The 19,974-nt window shown below is 70.2% G+C and carries 16 protein-coding genes and 1 pseudogene; 4 read left to right on the top strand and 13 right to left on the bottom strand.

The genetic code is table 11. The annotated features are described in order from the left end of the window. Window positions 1-51 precede the first annotated feature (51 nt). The 3 genes from AC3ERS_RS26700 to AC3ERS_RS26690 all read right to left on the bottom strand — a co-directional run bounded on the left by AC3ERS_RS26700 (window position 52) and on the right by AC3ERS_RS26690 (window position 4,060). Window positions 52-1,881: a vWA domain-containing protein gene (locus AC3ERS_RS26700; protein ID WP_431970846.1), complete on the bottom strand. Its 1,830-nt coding sequence runs from the start codon at window positions 1,879-1,881 to the stop codon at window positions 52-54. Window positions 1,882-1,883: 2 nt separating this feature from the next. Next, window positions 1,884-2,942, bottom strand: a complete 1,059-nt coding sequence (locus tag AC3ERS_RS26695; RefSeq protein ID WP_431970844.1) for an AAA family ATPase — start codon at window positions 2,940-2,942, stop codon at window positions 1,884-1,886. 80 nt (window positions 2,943-3,022) lie between these two features. Then, window positions 3,023-4,060, bottom strand: a complete 1,038-nt coding sequence (locus tag AC3ERS_RS26690; RefSeq protein WP_431970843.1) for an AraC family transcriptional regulator — start codon at window positions 4,058-4,060, stop codon at window positions 3,023-3,025. 218 nt (window positions 4,061-4,278) lie between these two features. Here AC3ERS_RS26690 and AC3ERS_RS26685 point away from each other — a divergent pair, with 218 nt between their 5' ends. Next, a complete protein-coding gene (locus AC3ERS_RS26685; RefSeq protein WP_435592714.1) occupies window positions 4,279-5,007 on the top strand; it encodes an SDR family NAD(P)-dependent oxidoreductase in 729 nt (242 codons plus the stop codon). A 7-nt stretch (window positions 5,008-5,014) separates the two neighbouring features. Here the strand turns inward: AC3ERS_RS26685 and AC3ERS_RS26680 are convergent, their stop codons facing one another. Further along, window positions 5,015-6,652 carry an acyl-CoA synthetase gene (locus tag AC3ERS_RS26680; RefSeq protein WP_431970841.1) on the bottom strand — a complete coding sequence of 546 codons (1,638 nt, stop codon included), beginning with the start codon at window positions 6,650-6,652 and terminating at the stop codon, window positions 5,015-5,017. A 101-nt stretch (window positions 6,653-6,753) separates the two neighbouring features. Here AC3ERS_RS26680 and AC3ERS_RS26675 point away from each other — a divergent pair, with 101 nt between their 5' ends. Then, a complete protein-coding gene (locus AC3ERS_RS26675) occupies window positions 6,754-7,248 on the top strand; it encodes a GNAT family N-acetyltransferase (RefSeq protein WP_431970840.1) in 495 nt (164 codons plus the stop codon). A gap of 10 nt (window positions 7,249-7,258) precedes the next feature. Here the strand turns inward: AC3ERS_RS26675 and AC3ERS_RS26670 are convergent, their stop codons facing one another. Together AC3ERS_RS26670 and AC3ERS_RS26665 are read right to left on the bottom strand one after the other, a co-directional pair. Continuing rightward, window positions 7,259-8,482: an aminotransferase family protein gene (locus AC3ERS_RS26670; protein ID WP_431970839.1), complete on the bottom strand. Its 1,224-nt coding sequence runs from the start codon at window positions 8,480-8,482 to the stop codon at window positions 7,259-7,261. A gap of 73 nt (window positions 8,483-8,555) precedes the next feature. Continuing rightward, a complete protein-coding gene (locus AC3ERS_RS26665) occupies window positions 8,556-9,194 on the bottom strand; it encodes a Pr6Pr family membrane protein (protein ID WP_431970838.1) in 639 nt (212 codons plus the stop codon). Between the two features lie 139 nt (window positions 9,195-9,333). Here AC3ERS_RS26665 and hrpA point away from each other — a divergent pair, with 139 nt between their 5' ends. Beyond that, window positions 9,334-13,410, top strand: a complete 4,077-nt coding sequence (gene hrpA, locus AC3ERS_RS26660) for an ATP-dependent RNA helicase HrpA (protein WP_431970837.1) — start codon at window positions 9,334-9,336, stop codon at window positions 13,408-13,410. A 77-nt stretch (window positions 13,411-13,487) separates the two neighbouring features. On the opposite strand, the gene nrdR is transcribed toward hrpA, so the two are convergent. The 3 genes from nrdR to AC3ERS_RS26645 all read right to left on the bottom strand — a co-directional run bounded on the left by nrdR (window position 13,488) and on the right by AC3ERS_RS26645 (window position 15,930). After that, complete coding sequence (nrdR, locus tag AC3ERS_RS26655; RefSeq protein ID WP_431970836.1) at window positions 13,488-13,958, bottom strand: transcriptional regulator NrdR; 471 nt, start codon at window positions 13,956-13,958, stop codon at window positions 13,488-13,490. A 120-nt stretch (window positions 13,959-14,078) separates the two neighbouring features. Then, on the bottom strand, window positions 14,079-15,326 hold the full coding sequence (locus AC3ERS_RS26650; protein ID WP_431970835.1) for a hypothetical protein: 1,248 nt from the start codon (window positions 15,324-15,326) through the stop codon (window positions 14,079-14,081). Window positions 15,327-15,483: 157 nt separating this feature from the next. Further along, complete coding sequence (locus tag AC3ERS_RS26645; RefSeq protein WP_431970834.1) at window positions 15,484-15,930, bottom strand: hypothetical protein; 447 nt, start codon at window positions 15,928-15,930, stop codon at window positions 15,484-15,486. Between the two features lie 283 nt (window positions 15,931-16,213). On the opposite strand from AC3ERS_RS26645, the gene lexA reads away from it, so the two are divergent. Next, window positions 16,214-16,870, top strand: coding sequence for a transcriptional repressor LexA (gene lexA, locus AC3ERS_RS26640; protein WP_488186288.1), 657 nt, complete (start codon window positions 16,214-16,216; stop codon window positions 16,868-16,870). A 19-nt stretch (window positions 16,871-16,889) separates the two neighbouring features. Here the strand turns inward: lexA and AC3ERS_RS26635 are convergent, their stop codons facing one another. The 4 genes and pseudogenes from AC3ERS_RS26635 to AC3ERS_RS26620 form a co-directional block, all read right to left on the bottom strand. Next, entirely contained in the window at window positions 16,890-17,273 is a 384-nt protein-coding gene (locus AC3ERS_RS26635) for a helix-turn-helix transcriptional regulator (RefSeq protein WP_431970832.1), read from the bottom strand. 185 nt (window positions 17,274-17,458) lie between these two features. Continuing rightward, window positions 17,459-18,301: a class I SAM-dependent methyltransferase gene (locus AC3ERS_RS26630; protein ID WP_431970831.1), complete on the bottom strand. Its 843-nt coding sequence runs from the start codon at window positions 18,299-18,301 to the stop codon at window positions 17,459-17,461. A 99-nt stretch (window positions 18,302-18,400) separates the two neighbouring features. Next, entirely contained in the window at window positions 18,401-19,534 is a 1,134-nt protein-coding gene (locus AC3ERS_RS26625; RefSeq protein WP_431970830.1) for an Mrp/NBP35 family ATP-binding protein, read from the bottom strand. A gap of 34 nt (window positions 19,535-19,568) precedes the next feature. Continuing rightward, a pseudogene (locus AC3ERS_RS26620) lies at window positions 19,569-19,974 on the bottom strand (pyridine nucleotide-disulfide oxidoreductase); the annotation flags it as partial.

The raw sequence follows: 19,974 nt of genomic DNA, 5'->3' as shown, positions 1-19,974 counted from the left end.
TCACGACTCCGAGTTCGGGCGAACCAGCGCGGAAGCTCCCACCCGCGTCGCTCACCGCAGACGAAAGACCGGCCCGTTCGGACGAAACGGCAACGACGCGCCCGCCGGGATCAGATAGGCGTGCTCACGACGCACCCGCAGCACATCGCAGGCACCGTCGGTGATGATCAGGATCGGCCCGTCGGCGGGAAAGTCGTCGGCGCGTTCGAGCAGCCGCACGCCCGGCTGCAATACGGTGCCGCCGCGGCCGCGCACCCGCGCCCCGCGCGCGATCTCCTCGACCGGCAGGTATCCGGCGTCGTAGGCCGCGGCGTCGCAGTAGACCACTCTGGCGCGCGGCACGTCCCTGGCCAGTGCGTAGGAAGCGATGGCGCCCAAACCTTTTCCGAGCAGCGTCGTATCCATCGATCCCGACGTGTCGAGGACGACGCCGAAGGTCGGCAGACGCGCGGTCTCCTTGGGCCGCACCCAGGCGGGGCGCGGGATATCGGGCGTCGCCGCCTGCCTGCGGGAGGCGCGCGCGTAGCTGCGGCGCTTGTCGGCGGCGGGGACGTGCTCGTCGAACCAGCGCGCCAGCTGCGCGTCCCAGGGCAGCGGCGGCTGGTCCATGGCGCGGATGGCCTCTTCCAGCGCGGCGGGGACGTAGCCGCGCCCGCTGTTCAGGTGATAGGCGAGGCCGGTGCTCAGGGCGTTGCGGTAGTACTCGTCCAGATCGACATAGCGCCCGGCGCCGCCGGGATGCGGCAGCGGTTCGCCGAGCACGTCGCCGCGACCGCGCCCGCGCAACGTCGCCAGCTTGCGCAGCCGCCGCAGATCCACCGCGATGCGGTCGTACACCTTCTCGGCCGAACAGCCTTGCAGCGCGGGGTCGTAGAGCAGTCCCTCGGGCATGACACCGACCCCGAGCTCTGCCAGCCATCCGTTCACCACGTAGTCGCAGGCGATGTTGAACAGGTACGGGTCGCGCCACCCCGCGCGTTCGCCGTGTCGCAGTGCGGCGTGCAGCATTTCGTGCGCGAGCACGAAACGCCACTCCTCCTGGGTCAATCCGGCCAGTGGGTTGACGTAGATCTCCGCAGCCTCGGCGTTGACGGCGGCGATGGCGATGTCCCAGCCGCGCGCCAGATCCGCGTCGGCGACCAGCGTCATCCCGGCCGCCAGCGCGCCGAGCAGCGGATAGGAAGACACGAACCAGCTCAGCGCCGCGTCCCAGGCCCGCAGCGGCCGACGACCCTCCGGCGTCGCCTCCCCGCCCGCGACGGTCAGCGCGTCGCGGGCGGCGGCGGCGATGCCCGCCGCGAAGCGCCCCTGATGGTCGGCGTGCTCGGCCGCGACCGCGCCGCTGATCAGGAAGTCCGGCGGGTCGTCGCGCCGGTACTCGACGGGGACGGCGCTGTCGCGCCAGCGCGCCGCTGCCGCACGCTCGTCGGACAGGCTCGGCGCGCTGGGGAATTCGATCGGCCGACGCCCGATCTTCATGGTGGCCAGGTACTGGTCGACCACCGCGCAGCAGGCGGCGCGGTACGCGGGGTGCGGTTCGGCCTGGTCGATGGCCCGGCTCTCGGCCAGATCGATCTCGGTGAGGATGTCGCGAGGGTCGACGCCGCGCGGATCCAGATGCCCGAACCCGGCGTGCAGCAGGCAGTGCGCGAAAACCCAAGCCCACTCCTCGGATTCGGCGCGACGCTTCGGGTGGTAGGCGAGGCCGGAACCGATGATGCGCGCCCACACCTCCGGCGGGGTCACCCGCGGATCGAGCTCGTAGAGCCGTACCGGCAGGTGGCCGAAGGCCCGGTGGGCATTGACCATGCCCCAGCCGTCCAGCACCGCCTGGCGCCAGGGGTCGACGATCGCGCGGCGCTTCCCGCGCGCGGCGCTCACGACTACCGCCGCGCGGCCAGGCGCGGCAGGTCGCGAGTCACCTCGACCAGAAACCAGGAGGGCAGCACGGGCGCGCCGTCGGCGTCCGAGGCGATCACCAGTTGCGCGCATTCGACCGAGATCTCGGCCAGCTCCACGAGCATCGTCTTGGCCCGCAGCACGAAACGGTGCACCCCGCCGGAGACGTGCTTGCGCGAACCGGGCAGTTCCTTGATCAGCCGGGCGCGGAAGGTCTCGGACAGGAAGTACAGCAGATCCCGGTCGCCGGGGTCGCGCGGCCAGCCCGCCTCGCCCTTCAGCACGGCCTCCAGATCGTAGGCGTGGCGGATGGTCTTCACGAAGGCGCGGAACGCCGAGGCGTGCGCGGGCGTCAGCGTGCCCGCGGCGAGCACGTCGAGCAGGGTGTCGTCGAGGTCGTCGCCGCAGGAGTGCAGTGCGTCGGAGAGCATGTGCCACCCGCGCGGGGTGGAGAAGGGCGCCTCCGACTTCGGCGCCGCCGACCACAGGTGATCGGGGCGCTGGGTCACGTAGCGCACCACCCAGGGGTGAATGTCGTTGTGCGCGGCCCACTTCAGCCAGTCGTCCACGTCGGCGCGCAGGTGCAGGTGCACCATGCGGTTGACCAGCGCCGAGGCCATCGGCCGTGCCAGCGCGTTGTCGGTGGCACGGTTGCCCGCGCCGATCACCACCGACCCGGCGGGCAACTCGTAGGAGCCGATGCGGCGGTCCAGGATCAGCGAGTAGAACGATTTCTGCACCTCGGGCGCGGCCGCGTTCAGCTCGTCCAGGAACAGGCAGTAGGGCGTCGGCCTGGCGATGAGCTCGGGCGGCGCGAATCGGCTGCGGTCGCCGACGATCTGCGGCACCCCGATGAGGTCCTCCGGCGCCAGCTGGGTGCCGAGCAGCGTGACGCACTCCAGCCCGAGCGATTCGGCGAACGAGCGCACCAGCGAGCTCTTGCCGATACCCGGTGCGCCCCACAGGAACACCGGCCGCACCACGGCGACGTGCAGCAGCAGTTCCGGCAGCTGGTCCGGGGTTACCGTGACCGTCGCCTCCATACCTCTCCTCCCCCGTCGAGTATCACGAGGGTCGAAGGTACGCCCGCCGAGCCAGGTCGAGCCACCGTTTTTCCGGGACGTCAGGCGATCGACGGCGGGCCCTCCCGCTCGGCGGCGGCGCGGGCGAACCGGCCGGGCGAGGTGCCGCGCCACTGTTTGAACGCGTTCGAGAAGCTCGGCGCGCCCGAGTAACCCATCCGGTAGGCGACGTCCTCGACGGTCAGGCCGGCGGCCAGCAGCTCCTCTGCCAGGTTCCCGTAGGTCTCGCTGTACAGCCTGCGGTAGGAGGTGCCCTCGTCGGCCAAGCGGCGGCGCATGGTGCGCAGGCTCATGTGCAGCGCGGCGGCCACGTCCTCCTGCGAGACGCGCGCGCCCAGTCGGCGCAACAGGACCTCGCGCACCGATCCGGCGATGCCCTGCGCCAGCCCACGCCGCTGCAACAGCTGCGCGCACTGCTGTTCGAACAGCGCCGCGGTGAGCGGACTCGCCTGCGGCAGCGGGTCGTCGAAGCCTGCGGTGTCGAAGACGACGAGGTGCGGGCCCGCGCCGTCGGTGGCCGTGATGCCGTACTCGTCGAGGATCGGCCGCAGTCGCGGACGCAGTCCCCACGCGACCTCGCCGCCCACGATCGGCGCGGGAGCGTGGTAGACCGCGGTCCAATTCGTCAGCAGCACCGCAACATCGCGCTCCAGCAGGAAGCCACGCAACCGTTCCGGCACCTCGCGATCGTCGGCGTAGAGCAGCAGCCGCCCGTCCCGGTAGACGTGCCGGGTCTTCGCGAAGGTCGTGGTCATCCGGATGTAGCGCATCAGCAGATCCACCGCGGACCGCACGGTCGGGCTGCTGAGCAGCGCCAGTCCGAGGGCGCCGTAAGTGGTGACGTACGTGCGCATTCCGGCCTCCAGCCCGAGACCGGGGCGGTCGTCGAACCGGGTGACGAGATTGCCGATCAGGGCGAGTTCCTGCGCGGCGGTGACCTCCGTGCCCGGCGTCGTCAGCTGGGCGGGCTCGATCCCGGTGTCGCGCAGGCATTCCTCGAGCGGCACACCGTGGTCCCGCGCCAGCTCGACCAAGACAGCCGACAATGCGACCGAGCGCCGCCACTCCCATGTGGACACCGCTCCATCGTCGTCCAGGATGGCCGGATTCCGCATGGGTTTGGCCGGACATCGCAAGGACAGCCGCTCGTCCGGTCCATCCGTCCGCGGTACGCGGCGAACCTCGCGCAGCCGCAGCACAACTGGCCGATATGTGAAATGTCCTGACCCGACATCGCATGGCACCGGCCCCGCGCCGCGCCCTACCGTCGAGTAGAGGCGGAAGCGAGCGAAATCACATGTCGAAGAAGACACTTGTGGGCAAACGGGTAGCGATCACCGGCGGCGCGTACGGCGTCGGTAAGGAGACCGCGCTGGCCTTCCTTGCGGCGGGCGCGGACATCGCGCTGGGGGACTCGGACACGGGGCGGGCGCGCGCGGTCGCCGAGCAGTTCGGACGGATGCACGGCGGCACCATCGTCGGTCTCGCGCTGGACACCACCGACAGCGCCCGGTTCGCGGAATTCCTGGCCCGCGCCGAACGCAAGCTGGGCGGGCTGGACGTGGTGGTGAACGCCGCCGACGCCGCGCCGACGGGATCGTTCCTGAGCGAGTCCGAGGCCGAATCGGATCTCCAGATCGACGTCAACCTGCGCGCGGTCGTCACCGGATCCCGGCTGGCCGGACGGCGTTTCGTGGAGCAGGGGCACGGCCACATCGTCAATATCGGCTCGGCGGTCGGCGTCACCGCGGCGCTCGGCGCGGCGGTGTACAGCGCCACCAAGCACGCTGTGGTCGGGCTCGGCGCGGCACTGCACCGCGGGCTCGCCCCACAAGGCGTGCTGGTCAGCACCATCGCCCCCGGCTACGCACCCGCCCCCGAGATGGTCGCCGACGCCATCGTCGACTGCGTCGAGCACCGCAGGGCCGGGCTGGTGGTGGTGCCGCCCGACGGCTGGTTCCGCACCACCGTTCCCGATCCCGTTCAGCTGCGCCAGACCATGCGCCGCATGTTCGGGATGGCTTAGGCCCTGTCTAACGCAGTTCGCGCAGTAGGCGTTTGAGTACTTTGCCGGTCGGGTTGCGGGGCAGGCTGTCGACGAAGAGCACATCGCGCGGCACCTTGAACCGAGCCAGATGCGCCTTCACGTGCTCGCGCACCTCGTCCTCGGTGAGCGCGTGTCCGGCGCGGACCACGACCACCGCACGCAGCCGCTGGCCGTAGCGCTCGTCGTCGACGCCGAAGGCGCTCACCTCCGCGACCGCGGGGTGGGCGGCGAGCAGTTCCTCGACTTCGCCGGGAAAGACGTTCTCACCGCCGGAGACGATCATGTCGTCGTCCCGCCCGTCGATGAAAAGCCTGCCCGCACTGTCGAAGTGGCCGACGTCGCCGGTAGACATCAGGCCGTCGATGCGGTCCTTGTCGCCACCGCCGGTGTAGCCCTCGAACTGGTAGTCGTTGCCGACGAAGATGCGCCCGGTGCGGCCCTGCGGCAGCTCGGCGTCGTTGTCGTCGAAGATCTTCACCGTGGTGCTCGGCACCGGGGTGCCGACGCAGCCGGGCTCGACCGCCAGATCCGCGGGCGTGGCAATGGTCGCGTAGGCCACCTCCGTGGAGCCGTAGACGTTGTAGACCACGGGCCCGAACGCCTCGGTGACGCGCACACACAGCTCCGCGCCCAGCTGCGAGCCCGCGACGAAGATGATCCGAAGCCGCGAGAAGTCGTGTCCGGCACGGGCTTCGGGCCCGAGATCGACCAGTCGCTGCAGCATCACCGGCACCGTGATCAACGCCGTGGCGCGATGGCGGTGCAGGCTGTCGAGCACCGCTCGGGGATCGAAGCGGCGCCGGATCACCAGGGTCGACCCGAAGCCGACGGCAGTGACGGCGTGCGCGAAGCCGAGAGTGTGGAACAGCGGCGCCGGGCATTCGGTGATCTCCTCGGCGCGGAACGGAACCCGGCCGAGGATGGCGCCGAGCGGAGCCAGCGACCTCGGCTCCCGCCGCGGCGCGCCCTTCGGGGTTCCGGTGGTGCCGCTGGTCAGCAGGATGATCCTGGCGGCGGTGCTCGGCCTGCGCGGCGGTTTCCGGGAGCCGCCCGCGATCAGGTTCTCCAGCGAGTCGACCGCGGGCGCGTCGGTCCAGGCACGGTAGCGCCCGCGCGGCGGCCGCAGATCGCCGAGGATGCCCGCGTATTCGTCGTCATAGACCAGCAGGTCGGCGCCTTCGCGGCCGAGCACCTCGCGCAGCTGCGGCCCGGCGAAATCGGTGTTGAGCAGGATGATCCTGGCACCGCATTTGGCCGCGGCGAACACCGCGTAGTGGAAGCCGCGATGGTTGCGCGCCAGCACCGCGACGCCTTCGCCGTCGCGCAGACCGCGCGCCCGCCAGGCGTTGGCCAACGCGGTAGTGCGCTCGTCGAGCTCGCGGAAGCTCACCGCGCCGAGTTCGTCGATGAGCGCGGCCCGGTTCCGGTAACGCAGCGCCGCGACCGTCACGAGTCCGCCGAGCATGCCAGAGCGCACCACCGCCATGCCCATCCGCGCCAATCGGTCCGGCCGTTGCGGCGTCGCCAAACCCGCGCGCACCGCCAGGCTCGCGTAGTAGGTCTCGTCGGCGACGCGGCGGGCCGCGCCGAGCGCGACGGAGCCGAGGGTGTTGACACGGTTCATGGATCCACCTGAGCTGGGGCCGAGATGAGGGCGGGTGTCCTCACAGTAAGGTGTCTCACACAGTCCCGTCGAGAGCTCGGCTCGCGGCCATGATGGACGGTATGTCGAGCCGCATCGAGGAGCCGCCGTCGCGCACTGGGACACGCATTGCCGTCGACGACCTCACCGGCACCGACATCGTCGACCTGCTGGCCACCCACCTGGCCGAGATGCACGCCAACTCCCCCGCTGGCAGCATGCACGCACTCGACCTCGCCGAGCTCCGCGGGCCCGGCATCACCTTCTGGAGCGTGCGCGAGGGCGCCGAACTCCTGGGTTGCGGCGCGCTCAAATGGCTGGACGCCGCCCACGGCGAGATCAAATCCATGCGCACCGCGACCGGGCACACCGGCCGCGGTGTCGCAGCGGACCTGCTGCGGCACATCGTCGGCGAAGCCCGCGCCCGCGGCTACCGCAGGCTCAGCCTGGAGACCGGCGCCGCGCCCTATTACCTTCCCGCCCAACGCCTTTACGCGCGGCACGGCTTCCAGGTCTGCCCGCCCTTCGCCGACTACACCGACGACCCGCACAGCGTTTTCATGACACTGGCACTGTGAGCAGCCGCGATCAGCCCAGCGCTCGGGTGAACGCCGCCACCAGCTCGTCGACCTGCGCGTCGGTCATCACGAACGCGGGCGAGACCTGGATGGCTCCCTGACCCGCGGCTCTGCTCGAAACCCCTTGGGCACGAAGCTCTTTGACGAACGACAGCGCTTCGGACGGTTCGGCCAGCTGCACCGCGGCCACCGCGCCGAGTCCGCTACGCACCTCGGCGACCCGCGGATGCGCCGCCAGCGGCGCCAGCTTCTCGTCCAGGGTGGTTTCCAGCCGGGCGGCCTCGGCGAGGAGGTTCTCGCGTTCGACGATGTCGAGGTTGACCAGGCCCGCGACGGCCGCGGCGGCGTGCCCGCCGTAGGTGTAGCCGTGCCGCCACCAGACGCCGCCGCGGAAGAACGGCTCGGCCACGTGCGGCGCGGCGAACATCGCGCCCATCGGCAGATAGCCGCTGGTCAGCCCCTTGGCGGTGGTCATGATGTCGGGTCGCAGGTCGAATCGGGTAGAGGCGAACCAGCTTCCGCCGATGCGCCCGAATCCGGTGACCACCTCGTCCGCAACGAACAGGATGTCGTGCTCGCGGCAGATGCGACGCACCTCGCTCAGGTAGCCCTCCGGCGGCAGGTACACCCCGCCCGCGCCGATGATCGGCTCGCAGAAGAAGGCGGCGATGCGTTCGGCGCCGACCTCATCGACGAGGGCGAGCAGCGCCGTCGCGTCGTCCCACGCGATGATGCGCGCGTCGGGCATGAGCTCGCCGTACCCGGCGCGGTTGAGCGGCAGACCCGCCAAAGCCGTTCCCGCGACGTGCATTCCGTGATAGGCGCGCTCCCTGCCCACCACGATCGTCTTCTCCGGCCTGCCCAGTTCGTTCCAGTAGCGCCTGGCCAGTTTGGCGGCGGTGTCGATCGCGTCCGAGCCGCCGGAGGTGAAGAAGATCTTGCTGCCCGGCACCGGGGCGATGGTCGCGAGCCGCTCGGCGAGTTCCCTGGTGGCCGGTTCGGCCAGGTCGCCGAAGTTGGAGTAGTGCGCGATGGTGCGCAACTGGCCGGCGACCGCGTCGGCGATCTCGGCGCGGCCGTGCCCGACGTTGGCGAACCACAACCCGGCCGTGGCGTCGAGATATCGCGTGCCCGCCTCGTCGTAGACATAGGCGCCCTCACCGCGGGCGATCACGAACGCGCCGTCCCGTTCGACGGCGCCCATGTCGGCGAATCCGTGCCACAACGCGCTCATGCCTGCACCTCGCCGGCGCTCGGCTCCGGCACGCGCGAAGCGCGCTGACACATGATTCGCTCACTACGTTCACTCATGCCTGCACCTCGCTGGGTTCGCGCCATCGCTCGGCGAGCCCGCCGAGGGCGGCGACGGCCATCGCCAGCAGCGCGAACACCCCGGTCAGGACGATCAGTCCGATGATCAGCGAGACATATCCCTGATCGCGGGGATCCAGGAAGGGATACGGGTACCAGTCCACGAAGGGCCCCCGCGCGAGGGTGTAGACGCCGTACGCCGCGGGATAGATCAGCCAGCCACCGACGAGCCTGCCGGTGACGCCCAGGCTCACCGGTACCAGGATCCAGTCCAGCACCAGCACGATCGGCAGGATGCGGTGCAGGATGTCGTTGATCCACTTGTCGGTGAGCATCACGTCGATAGTCGCCAGCAGCACGGCGTACACCACGCCGGTGATCAGCAGGTAGAGCGTCGCCGCGCCGCGAAGCACCTGCCAGCGCCGCGAGCCCAGGTCCAGCAGGCCGCCGATCAGCAGCACGAGCACGCCGAGAACGTTCGACTGGATGGTGAAGTAGCTGAAGTAGTTCGCGGTGGAGAAGGTGTCCACATCCAGATTGCGCAGCGGGATCCAGGCCAGCGCAACGATGCCGAGTACACCGAAGGCAACACGAGGTCCTCTGATCACCCACGACGTGCCCGAGCCCGCGTCCATCGGCCGATCTTCGCACACCGGACGACGCTCGACCGGTCGAATCACCGCCGCTGGCATACGTTCGGCTAACGGCGCGGTCCGTCGCGGCGGACCGGCAGCGGCGGGCCGCGATGCCCGGCCCGGTAGGCTGGACGACGCAATGACCAGGACAGCTGATACCGGAACCCGCGCGCTCCGCACCCGCCTGGCGAATCTCTCCCTCCGCGACGAGTACCGGCTGCGGCGTCGGCTGGACCGGGCACGCGGCACGGACCTCGACGAGATCGCCGCCGACATCGCCGCCGCCGAGCTGCGCGTGGAGGCGCGCCGCGCGGCGGTGCCGCGGATCCGCTACCCGGAGCAACTGCCCGTCACGACCCGTCGCGCCGATATCGCGAAGGCCATCGCCGACAACCAAGTGGTGATCGTCGCGGGCGAGACCGGCTCCGGCAAGACGACGCAGATCCCCAAGATCTGCCTGGAGCTGGGGCGCGGCGTCCGCGGTGCCATTGGCCACACCCAGCCGCGCAGGCTGGCCGCGCGCACCGTCGCCGAGCGCATCGCCGAGGAGCTGGGCACCGAGCTGGGCGACGTGATCGGTTATACGGTGCGGTTCACCGACCAGGCCTCCGAGCGCACGCTGGTCAAGCTGATGACCGACGGCATCCTGCTCGCCGAGATCCAGCGCGATCGGCTGCTGCGCCGCTACGACACGATCATCATCGACGAGGCGCACGAGCGCAGCCTCAATATCGACTTCCTGCTCGGCTACCTCAAGCAGCTGCTGCCCCGCCGCCCCGACCTGAAGGTGATCATCACCTCGGCGACCATCGATCCGGAGCTGTTCGCCCGGCATTTCGCCGACGAAAAGGGCACGCCCGCACCGATTGTCGAGGTGTCCGGCCGGTCGTATCCGGTCGAGATCAGGTACCGGCCGCTGAGTCTCGAGCTTCCCGCCGCCGACGAGGACGACGAGGACACCCGCGTGGTGGACCGCGACCCCGTAGACGCCATCGGCGACGCGGTGCGCGAGTTGTTCTCCGAGGGCGACGGCGACGTGCTGGTCTTCCTCTCCGGCGAACGCGAGATCCGCGACACCGCCGACACACTGCGCGACCTGAAACTGCCGCGCACCGAGATCCTGCCGCTGTACGCGCGGCTGTCGGCCGCCGAGCAGCACCGGGTCTTCCAGTCGCACACCGGCCGCCGCGTCGTGCTGGCCACCAACGTCGCGGAGACCTCGCTGACCGTGCCCGGCATCCGCTACGTGATCGACCCGGGCACCGCGCGCATCTCCCGCTATTCGATGCGCACCAAGGTGCAGCGGCTGCCGATCGAACCGGTCTCCCAGGCTTCGGCCCGGCAGCGCTCCGGGCGCTGCGGCCGCGTCGCCGACGGCATCGCGATCCGGCTGTACGCCGAGGACGATTTCGAATCCCGGCCCGCCTTCACCGAACCGGAGATCCTGCGCACCAACCTGGCCGCCGTCATTCTGCAGATGACCGCGCTCGGGCTGGGCGATATCGAGAACTTCCCGTTCGTGGAGCCGCCGGACAAGCGCGCGATCCGCGACGGTGTCGCGCTGCTGGAGGAGCTGGGCGCGCTGGCTCGCGGCGCGGCGAGTCCCGACGCCGCGCTCGCGCTCACGCCGGTGGGCCGCGAGATGGCGCAGCTGCCGGTCGATCCGCGTATGGCGCGCATGCTGGTGCAGGCCAACGCCAACGGCTGTCTGGCCGAGGTGTTGATCGTCGTCGCGGCGCTGTCGATCCAGGACGTCCGCGAGCGGCCCGCCGAGTTCCAGCAGGCCGCCGACACCAAGCACGCGCGATTCGTCGTCGAGGGCTCGGATTTCCTCGCCTACCTGCGACTCTGGGACTACCTCACCGAGCAGCGGAAATCGTTGTCGTCCAATCAGTTCCGGCGGATGTGCCGCGAGGAGTTCCTGCACTACCTGCGGATCAGGGAGTGGCAGGACCTGCACGGGCAGCTGCGCACGATCACCAAGGGGCTGGGCTGGTCGGCCGACGGCCGCGGCTCTCGAACTTCCCGCGCGACAACAGAATCCGCGCCCGAGGGCGGCGATGACTCCGCCGCGTCGAACCGTTCCGGCAGACGGCGCGGCGGCCGAGGCACGGCCAAGCCCTCGGAGATCCCGGTCGTCGCATCCGAGAACGACGGCCTGCCATGGGATTCCACGGCGATCCACCAGTCGCTGCTGGCGGGCATGCTCTCCCACATCGGCGTGCGGGAGGCGGAGACCAGGGAGTTCCTCGGCGCGCGCGGCGCCAAGTTCATGATCTTCCCCGGCTCGTCGCTGGCGAAGAAGCCGCCGCGCTGGGTGATGGCCGCCGAACTCGTCGAGACGTCCCGCTTGTTCGGCCGTATCGCGGCCCGGGTGGAACCCGAGTGGGCCGAGCGGCTCGCGGGCGATCTGGTGAAGCGCACCTACTCCGAACCGCACTGGTCGGCCAAGCGTGGCGCGGCGCGCGCCTACGAGCGGGTCACGCTCTACGGCGTGCCGCTGGTGACGAGCCGCCCGGTGGACTACGGCCGGATCGATCCCGAGGTGTCTCGCGAGCTGTTCCTGCGGCACGCGCTGGTGCAGGGCGAGTGGCAGACCAAACACGAGTTCTTCCACCGCAACCGGGAACTGCTCGACGACGTGGCCGATCTCGAGCACCGGGCCCGCCGGCGCGACATCCTGGTCGACGACGAGGTGCTGTTCGAGTTCTACGACCAGCGCGTCCCCGCCGAGGTCGTCTCGGCGCGCCACTTCGACAGCTGGTGGCGCACGGCGAAGCGGAAAGATCCCGCGCTGCTGGACTTCTCGAAGTCCACCGTGGTCAACGCGAACGCGGCGGCGCTGGACCCGACGGCCTTCCCGGACGCCTGGCGCCAGGGCGAGCTGAGCTTCCCGCTGACCTACCAGTTCGAGCCGGGCCAGGAAGACGACGGCGTCACCGTGCGCATCCCGGTCGAGCAGCTGGCGCACGTGCGGGCCGTCGGCTTCGACTGGCTGGTGCCTGGCATGCGCGAGGAGCTGGCGGCGGCGCTGATCAAGACGCTACCGAAGACGTTGCGGCGCAGCGTCGTTCCGGCCCCGGACTTCGCCGCTGCCGCGCTGGCCGCGCTCACCCCGCGCGCCGAGCCGCTGCGCACCGGCCTGGCCAGGGAGCTGTCGCGGCTCGGCTCGGTGACGATCACGCCGAACGACCTCGACCCCGCCGCGCTGCCCGACCACCTGCGCATGACCTTCGCCGCGGTCGACACCAGGGCCCGGGTACTCGCCAAGGGCAAGAGCCTCGCCGCGCTGAAGACCGAACTCGCCGAACAGGTGGCGGCCTCGGTGGCGCGGGCGACCGCGGGCGCCGAGCGCGCCGCGGCCACCGTGTGGACCTCGGAGTCTCTCGGCACCGTCGAACCGACCGTGCGCCGCCAGGTCGCCGGGCAGACCGTGACCGGATATCCGGCGCTGGTGCCCGAGGGCGAGGGCGTCGCGGTGCGCGTGCTCAGCTCTCCCGCCGAACAGGCCGCCGCGATGCGGGCGGGCACCCGCACCCTGGTGCTGCACGCGATCCCCACCTCGGTGCGCACTGTCACCTCGGCTCTCTCGCCCACGGATCGCCTTGCGCTGAGCCAGAATCCATACGGTTCGCTGGAGGGTTTGGTCGACGACTGCCGCGCCGCGGCCGTCGACGAGCTGATCGCGGCCGCGGGCGGCCCGGTGCACAGCCCCGACCGCTTCGAGGCGCTCGTCTCCGCGATACGCCCCCGGCTGGCCACCGAGGTCGCCCGCATCGTCCGCCTCGTGGTGCCGGTCCTGGCCGCGGCGCATCGGGTGACCTCGGCGCTGGGCGGCGTCGCGGAGCGCGACATCGCCGAGGACGTCCGGCACCAGCTCGATGATCTGGTGTTCCCCGGCTTCGTCTCCGAATGGGGCAGTGCCCGCCTGCGGGACCTCCCCCGCTACCTGCGCGCCGCGCTGGTCCGGCTGGAGTCGCTGCCCGGTTCCGCCGTCCGCGACCGGCAGGGCATGGCCGAACTCGACCGCGTCCTCGCCGCGTACGACAGCTTGCTCGCCGCATTGCCCGACGGGCGCAAGAACGCGGCCGACGTCACCGAGATCTGGTGGATGACCGAGGAACTCAGGGTGAGCCTGTTCGCCCAGAAGCTCGGCACGCCGTATCCGGTGTCCGCCAAGCGGATCGAGAAAGCGATCGCCGCCATCCGCCGATGAGCGGACCTCGCTGCGGCAGGTACCTCGTCCGGCAGCGAGCCCGCCGGATTTCGTTCCGGTGGGCTCGGACGTCCACGTCAGTCGGCGACGACGCCCGCCGCGGCGCGCGCCTCGCGCATCTGCTGAATCTCGCGTTCGAAATCCTCGGCGGAGGTGAACGACCGGTAGACCGAGGCGAATCGGAGATAGGCCACCTCGTCGAGGTCGCGCAGCGGGCCGAGGATGGCGAGGCCGACCTCGTGGCTCGGCACCTCCGGCGAACCCGTCGCGCGCACGGCGTCCTCGACCTGCTGGGCCAGCAGGTTCAGCGCGTCGTCGTCGACCTCGCGGCCTTGGCAGGCGCGCCGCACGCCGCGGATGACCTTCTCCCGGCTGAACGGTTCGGTGACGCCGCTGCGCTTGACCACGGACAGGATGGCGGTCTCGACCGTGGTGAAACGCCGCCCACAGTTCGGGCAGGAACGTCGACGGCGGATGGCCGCGCCTTCCTCGGCCTCGCGCGAGTCGACCACCCGCGAGTCAGGGTGTCGGCAGTACGGGCAATGCATCCGAGAGATCCTTCGTCGATGTACCCGGCACAAGGCATATCCGTATCGACACGCGATATACCTCCATAGCTCTTCGAGGATACCCGGGTCGTCACCGGGGGTTTCGCCCGGCGGGCCGCATCACTCGACGAGCTGCCATCGCGCGGTCAGGTCGGCGACCAGTTCGGGCAGGCGCGGGACCAGCCTGCCGCGAGCGAGCTTGTTCCAGAAGGACTCGCCGAGCACCGCCGCCGCGAGCACGCTGTCGGTCTCCATGTCGATGTGACGCGGCACCAGGTCGCCCATGATGTAGGTCCAGCGGTCGTCCCGGTCGGCCCAGTTGAAGGCGGGGAGCGCGGTGCGCAGCGCGACCGGCCGCCCGCCGAGATCGGCGCGCACGGTGGCCGGGGCGAAGACGCCCGGTGCGCGCACGCCGGGCACCGCGGGTTTGCCCGCGATGGTGCTGACGTAGGTGAGCACCCGCCCGATGCCGTCGCGACCCGCGGCGGTGACGTCCCACTGATCGGCGACGATGTGGTTCTGCTCCCGGTCGGTCATCCGGATCAGCGCGTCGATGTAGCCGTCGCGGGTGCCCGTCGTGATCGACTGCCACGCGGCGTGGATGTCCGCGTCGACGATGCCCGCGGCGTACATCTCGTCGATGCCGGGCATGCCCAGCGCGACAAAGGCTTCGTGCATCGGGACGAGGTCGGTGAAGATGTGCTTCTGCATGATCATCAGCCGGGTCTGGTACCAGGCGATGTCCTCGGCGGACAGTCGCGCGCCCTGGGTGGCCAGCAGCCCGATATCGGCGGGCAGTTCGCCGACGAGTTCCTCGGGGGTTCCGCGCAGCAGGTCGGCGACGGCGTTGCCGAGCTGATGGATGCCGGGCACGTCGAGGACGACGCCCACATCGCTCATGTCGAAGAAGCCCGAAGCGAACGAGCCGCCCGCGATCCCCGCGAGCCCGGCCCAGTAGAACTCCGGGTGCGTCGTGGTGAGCCGCAGATAATTGACGTACACCTGATTGAAGGTGCGCTCGTTGGCCCGCGTGCCGCGGCTCGGATCCCAGCCCGCCAGATCGATCGCGGCGTTGCCGGTGGCCACCACGAGCCAGTACTGATGCAGCAGTGTCGCATAGCGTTCCGGCGCGATGCCGTCGGACCGCGCTTCGTCCAGCGCCGCGCGCAGCGTCGGTTCGTCCAGCGGCAGTGCGGGATTCAGGCCGCCGCCGCGCTCACCGTCGCCGTTGACCGACGGCAGATCGAGATAGCCGAGGTAGGCCGGAGCGGCGTGGGCGGCGGGAATCGCGGCGAGTCCCAAGAGAAGACAGAAGAACAGTCCGGCGAAGGCCCGCAGCGCGCCGCCCGCGGTGTGTCGATGCGTCATTGCACGAAGTCCCGAAATCGTTCGAGGCAGATGTTGCCTGGGTCACGTTTTCAGCACAGTAGCAACGTGTTCTAGTTGTCGATCGAGATTTTCGGCCACGGTTCGCGGCCTCGGACGACTCGGGAAGGACCGCCGAATCCACCCGGGAGGCAACGAATCAGCGCGGAAGGCCGTCGTAGACCGGCTGCTGCTCGATCTCCGCGGGAATCGAGGTCGACGGCTCGGGAACGACGACGGAGCCCGCCCGCCAGTGCGCCAATCCCAGCAGCGCCGCCACCACCAGCGCACTCATCAGCGCCGCGACCGCGAGCACCGCGAAGCCCAGCTGCGCCTGTTCCACACTCGGCACCGGGTGCGTTCCGCGCGGCGGGCGGGCCGCGGACGTGCGCACGGGACCGCGCCGATACATCTCCACAGACCCGCCCGGCCTGCTCGCCCGTGGGCGACGATCCGCCACGGCGCGCCCCGACGCCTCCACGGCGCGAAGTCCGCCGCGGTGCGCGCGTCGCACCAGGGGTACGGAGTCGAAGCCGAGCTCGTCGACCGGGTCACACGTTTCCGGGGCGGATGCGGCGGCGGGGATTTCGCGGATCGCTGTGTTCATCGGACAAACCTCCGTGTAGATGCAGGCAGGGTGGCTCGAAGGGAGTCGCTTTCGATCACATGTTCGAAGAACTGATGTTCGATTTCTACCACGCGCGGCCGCCGAAGTCAGCACGAAACGCCCGACATGCGTCGAACAGATGTTTGAAACCTCGGCGGTACCGGACTAAATTCGAGAGGCGACATCAACGACAAGAAGGGCGGTTGCGGTGAGCCACACAGACGACACGGGCGACGAGAGCGGAGTCGGCGGCGACCCGTCGCCGACCGGGGCAGATCTCACCGTGCGTCAGCGCAAGGTACTGGAGGTCATCCGGACCTCGGTGAGCGAGCGCGGCTACCCGCCGAGCATCCGCGAGATCGGCGACGCGGTCGGATTGACCTCCACCTCCTCGGTCGCCCATCAACTGCGGGCACTGGAGCGCAAGGGCTATTTACGCCGCGACCCCAACCGCCCCCGCGCGGTCGACGTCCGCGGACTGGACGAGGCGGTGCGCGCGGTGACCAGCCTGCCCGGCGCCGCGATCGAGGACGCCGAATCCGCCGCGATCGATCCGAACCGTCCGACCCCGACGTTCGTTCCGGTGCTCGGCCGGATCGCCGCCGGTGGGCCGATCCTGGCCGAGCAGGCCGTGGAGGACGTGTTCCCGCTGCCGCGCGAACTCGTCGGCGACGGTTCGCTGTTCCTGCTGAAGGTCGTCGGCCAGTCGATGGTCGACGCCGCCATCTGCGACGGCGACTGGGTGGTCGTCCGCCAGCAGAACGTCGCCGACAACGGTGACATCGTGGCCGCGATGATCGAGGGCGAGGCCACGGTGAAGACCTTCAAGCGCAGCGGCAAGGACGTGTGGCTGATGCCGCACAACCCGCTGTTCGAGCCGATTCCGGGTAACGACGCCCGCATCCTCGGCAAGGTCGTGACGGTGATCCGCAAGATCTAGCCGGCCGGGCGACGTCCGGCTACCGCGGGCGTACGGCGCGCGCGAGGGCGGAGGCGCGCCCCGGCAGTTGCCCGCCGCGGGAACGGAATTCCTGCGGCGGGCACCCGTTCCAGCGCCGGAAGGCACGGATGAACAAGGCCGATTCGGCGTAACCGAGCCGGGCGGCGATCTGTTCGGTGGTCATGCGCGTGCGGCCGAGCAGGTGCTCGGACCGGGACCGCCGCACGTCGTCCACCAGTGCGCGGAACGACGTGCCCTCCGCGTTGAGCCGCCGGGACAGGGTGCGAACGCTGAGGAACAGTGCCGCGGCGACCCGCGGCAGATCCGGGATCGCGGCGGGGTCCCTGACCAGTTCGTCGCGCACCGCTCCCGCGACATCGGCGCGAATCATCTTGCGCGGCAACCGATCACGGTGCGCCGCAGACATGTTTCCCGCCGGCGCGGACATTTCTCGAGATAGTTCGGAGTCGGACATCTCCGCGAACCCCCATCGACCTTCCCTGGACACCCTCGCGGGTCCGCGAAAAGTACCAATTCCGCGCGCGGTCGGCGGGCGAAACTCGCGAATTCCCTTCGGAGGGAAGGCCGCTAAACGGCGGTGCGGACGTGCGCGATCGCGGGCGGGATATCGCGCAGCACCGGCAGTCGCTCGAACAGCGGCAGCGTGGCGGGCAACGGTCCGTGCGACGGGCCGTACGACGAGACCGTCACCTCCACCACCTTCGGGCTCCACGAGCGCACCAGGGCCGCGATGTCGCTGCGCCGGACACCCCACGGCATCGGCGGCGCCTGGTAATGCGGGGTCTTGTGGAAACCGCGCACAGTCTTGCGGGAGAACCAGGGCGGGATGGTGTCGAACATCAACTCCACGCCGGGGAATCGGTCCAGGATCGCGGAGCACAGCCGCCGCACCTGCTCCGGCTCGAAGTACATGAAAAGCCCTTGCGCCGTGACGAATACGCCCCGCGACGGATCCACCTCGTCCAGCCAGGCGGTGTCCAGCGCGCTCACGGACAGGTGCCTGCACCGCTCACTCGGCGGCAGGAATCGTTCGCGCACCGCGATCGCGTCCGGCACGTCCACACACAGCCACCGCACCCGCCCGTCGTCGCAGCGCTGGAATTGCGTCTCGAGTCCGGCCGCGAGTTCCACCACCGTGCCGCCTGGGTGTGCCGCGAGCCAGGGCCGCAGCACCGCGTCGAACTTCTTCGACCGCACCGCGTGCGTGCCGTCCGGCTTGCCGAAGGTCCGCTCGTAGTCGAAGGCGATGGCGTCGTAGATCCGCTCGCAGTCGGGATCGCGCAGGATCGCATCGGGTCGCGTGGACTCGCCTGCCCGGTTGTGCAGGGTCCAGAGCATGGTCAGCGGGATCCCGTCGAGTTCGATATCGGCGCCCATCGCTTCGTCCTCCCACTCGGTCGGCGGAGTCACCCGCGCACCCCAGCCGCATTAGTGAAATCGATGTTCAACAAGAACTAAGGACAACCTAACTCAGGTCCGCTGCCTCCGCAACGACCTCCGCTCGTGGAGTTACCGCACGGCGACCGCCAGCGGACGACCCGCCAAACCACGCGGGCGCACAGCGAGCCGCTGTGCCACCTCGCGGAGCACCCCCGCGGCCACCGAGTCGGGTTCGGCGAGAACGATCGGCGCACCCCGATCCCCCGCGGCGCCCACCTCGGGATGGAACGGAATCTGCCCGAGCAGCGGACAGGCGGCGCCGAGCAAGGCGGCCAGACGATCGCTGACGGCACGACCACCACCCGCGCCGAAGAGGGCGTGACGGCCACCCGCGGGGTCCTCGTACCAGGACATGTTCTCCACGACCCCGGTTACCCGCTGCCCGGTCTCCGCCGCGACGGCGCCTGCCCGCTCGGCGATCCGGGCCGCCGTCGGCTGCGGCGTGGTGACGATCAGCAGTTCGGCGGTGGGCAGCAGTTGCGCCAGCGAGATCGCGATGTCGCCGGTGCCGGGCGGCAGGTCGACGAGCAGCACGTCCAGATCGCCCCAGAACACCTGCGAGAGGAACTGCCGCAGCGCGCGGTGCAGCATCGGCCCGCGCCACACCACAGGCTTGTCGGAATCGAGGAACATGCCGATCGAGATGACCCGCACGCCGCGGGCCGTCGGCGGCACGATCATCCGATCGATCTGGGTCGGCGCGCCCGTGACGCCGAGCATCCCGGGAATCGAATGGCCGTGGATGTCCGCGTCCAGCACTCCCACCGCGAGCCCGCGCTCGGCCATGGCCGCAGCGAGATTGACCGTGACCGTGGACTTTCCGACGCCGCCCTTGCCGGAGGCCACACAGTAGACACGGGTCCGGGAGTGCGGCTGGGCGAACGGAACGACATCGTCCGGCGCGCCGCCGCGCAGTCGGGTGCGCAGCGCGGCCCGCTGCTCGTCGGACATCACGCCGAACTCGACGGTCACCTCGGCGACGCCGGGAACATCGAGCACCGCGGCGCGGACGTCACGGTCGATCGTCGTCCGCATCGGGCAGGCGGCGACGGTGAGCAGCACCCGGACGGCGATCCGGTTGCCTGGATGCACCTCGATGGCGTCGACCATGTTCAATTCGGTGATGGGGCGGTGGATTTCGGGATCCTGGACCAGCGCGAGCGCCTGCGCGATCCGTTCCTTCGATACCAGCGGCTGGGTCATCGCGGGTTGCCTTTCGGTGCGGAGTTCGGGACGGTCAGCCGAGGCTCGCGCGGAGCATGTCGGCGCGCTCGACGACCTTGACGCGCTCGCGGCCTTCGGGCTCGCCGAGTGCGCGCTCGTAGGTGTCGAGCCGGTGCCAGCCGTCCCACGTCGTGTACGGCACGTCCTTCGAGCGCAAGAATTCGAGCACCGACTGCGGATCGGGATCGGTTGCACCGTCGAAGGTTTCGCGATCCTCGAGCAGGCAGGTGATGGTCTCGTTGGCGTCGCCCTTGGTGTGGCCGATCAGGCCGACCGGGCCACGCTTGATCCAGCCGGTGACGTAGACGGCCGGGAGATACCTCGCGGACCCCACGGCTTCCTCGTCGACCAGAATGCGGCCCGCCTCGTTGGGCACCGTTCCCGAGCAGTCGTCGAACGGTAGCTTCCCCGGCGGCGTG

The organism is Nocardia sp. bgisy134 (assembly GCF_057708325.1).
This window is presented reverse-complemented; position numbering and strand designations above follow the sequence as displayed.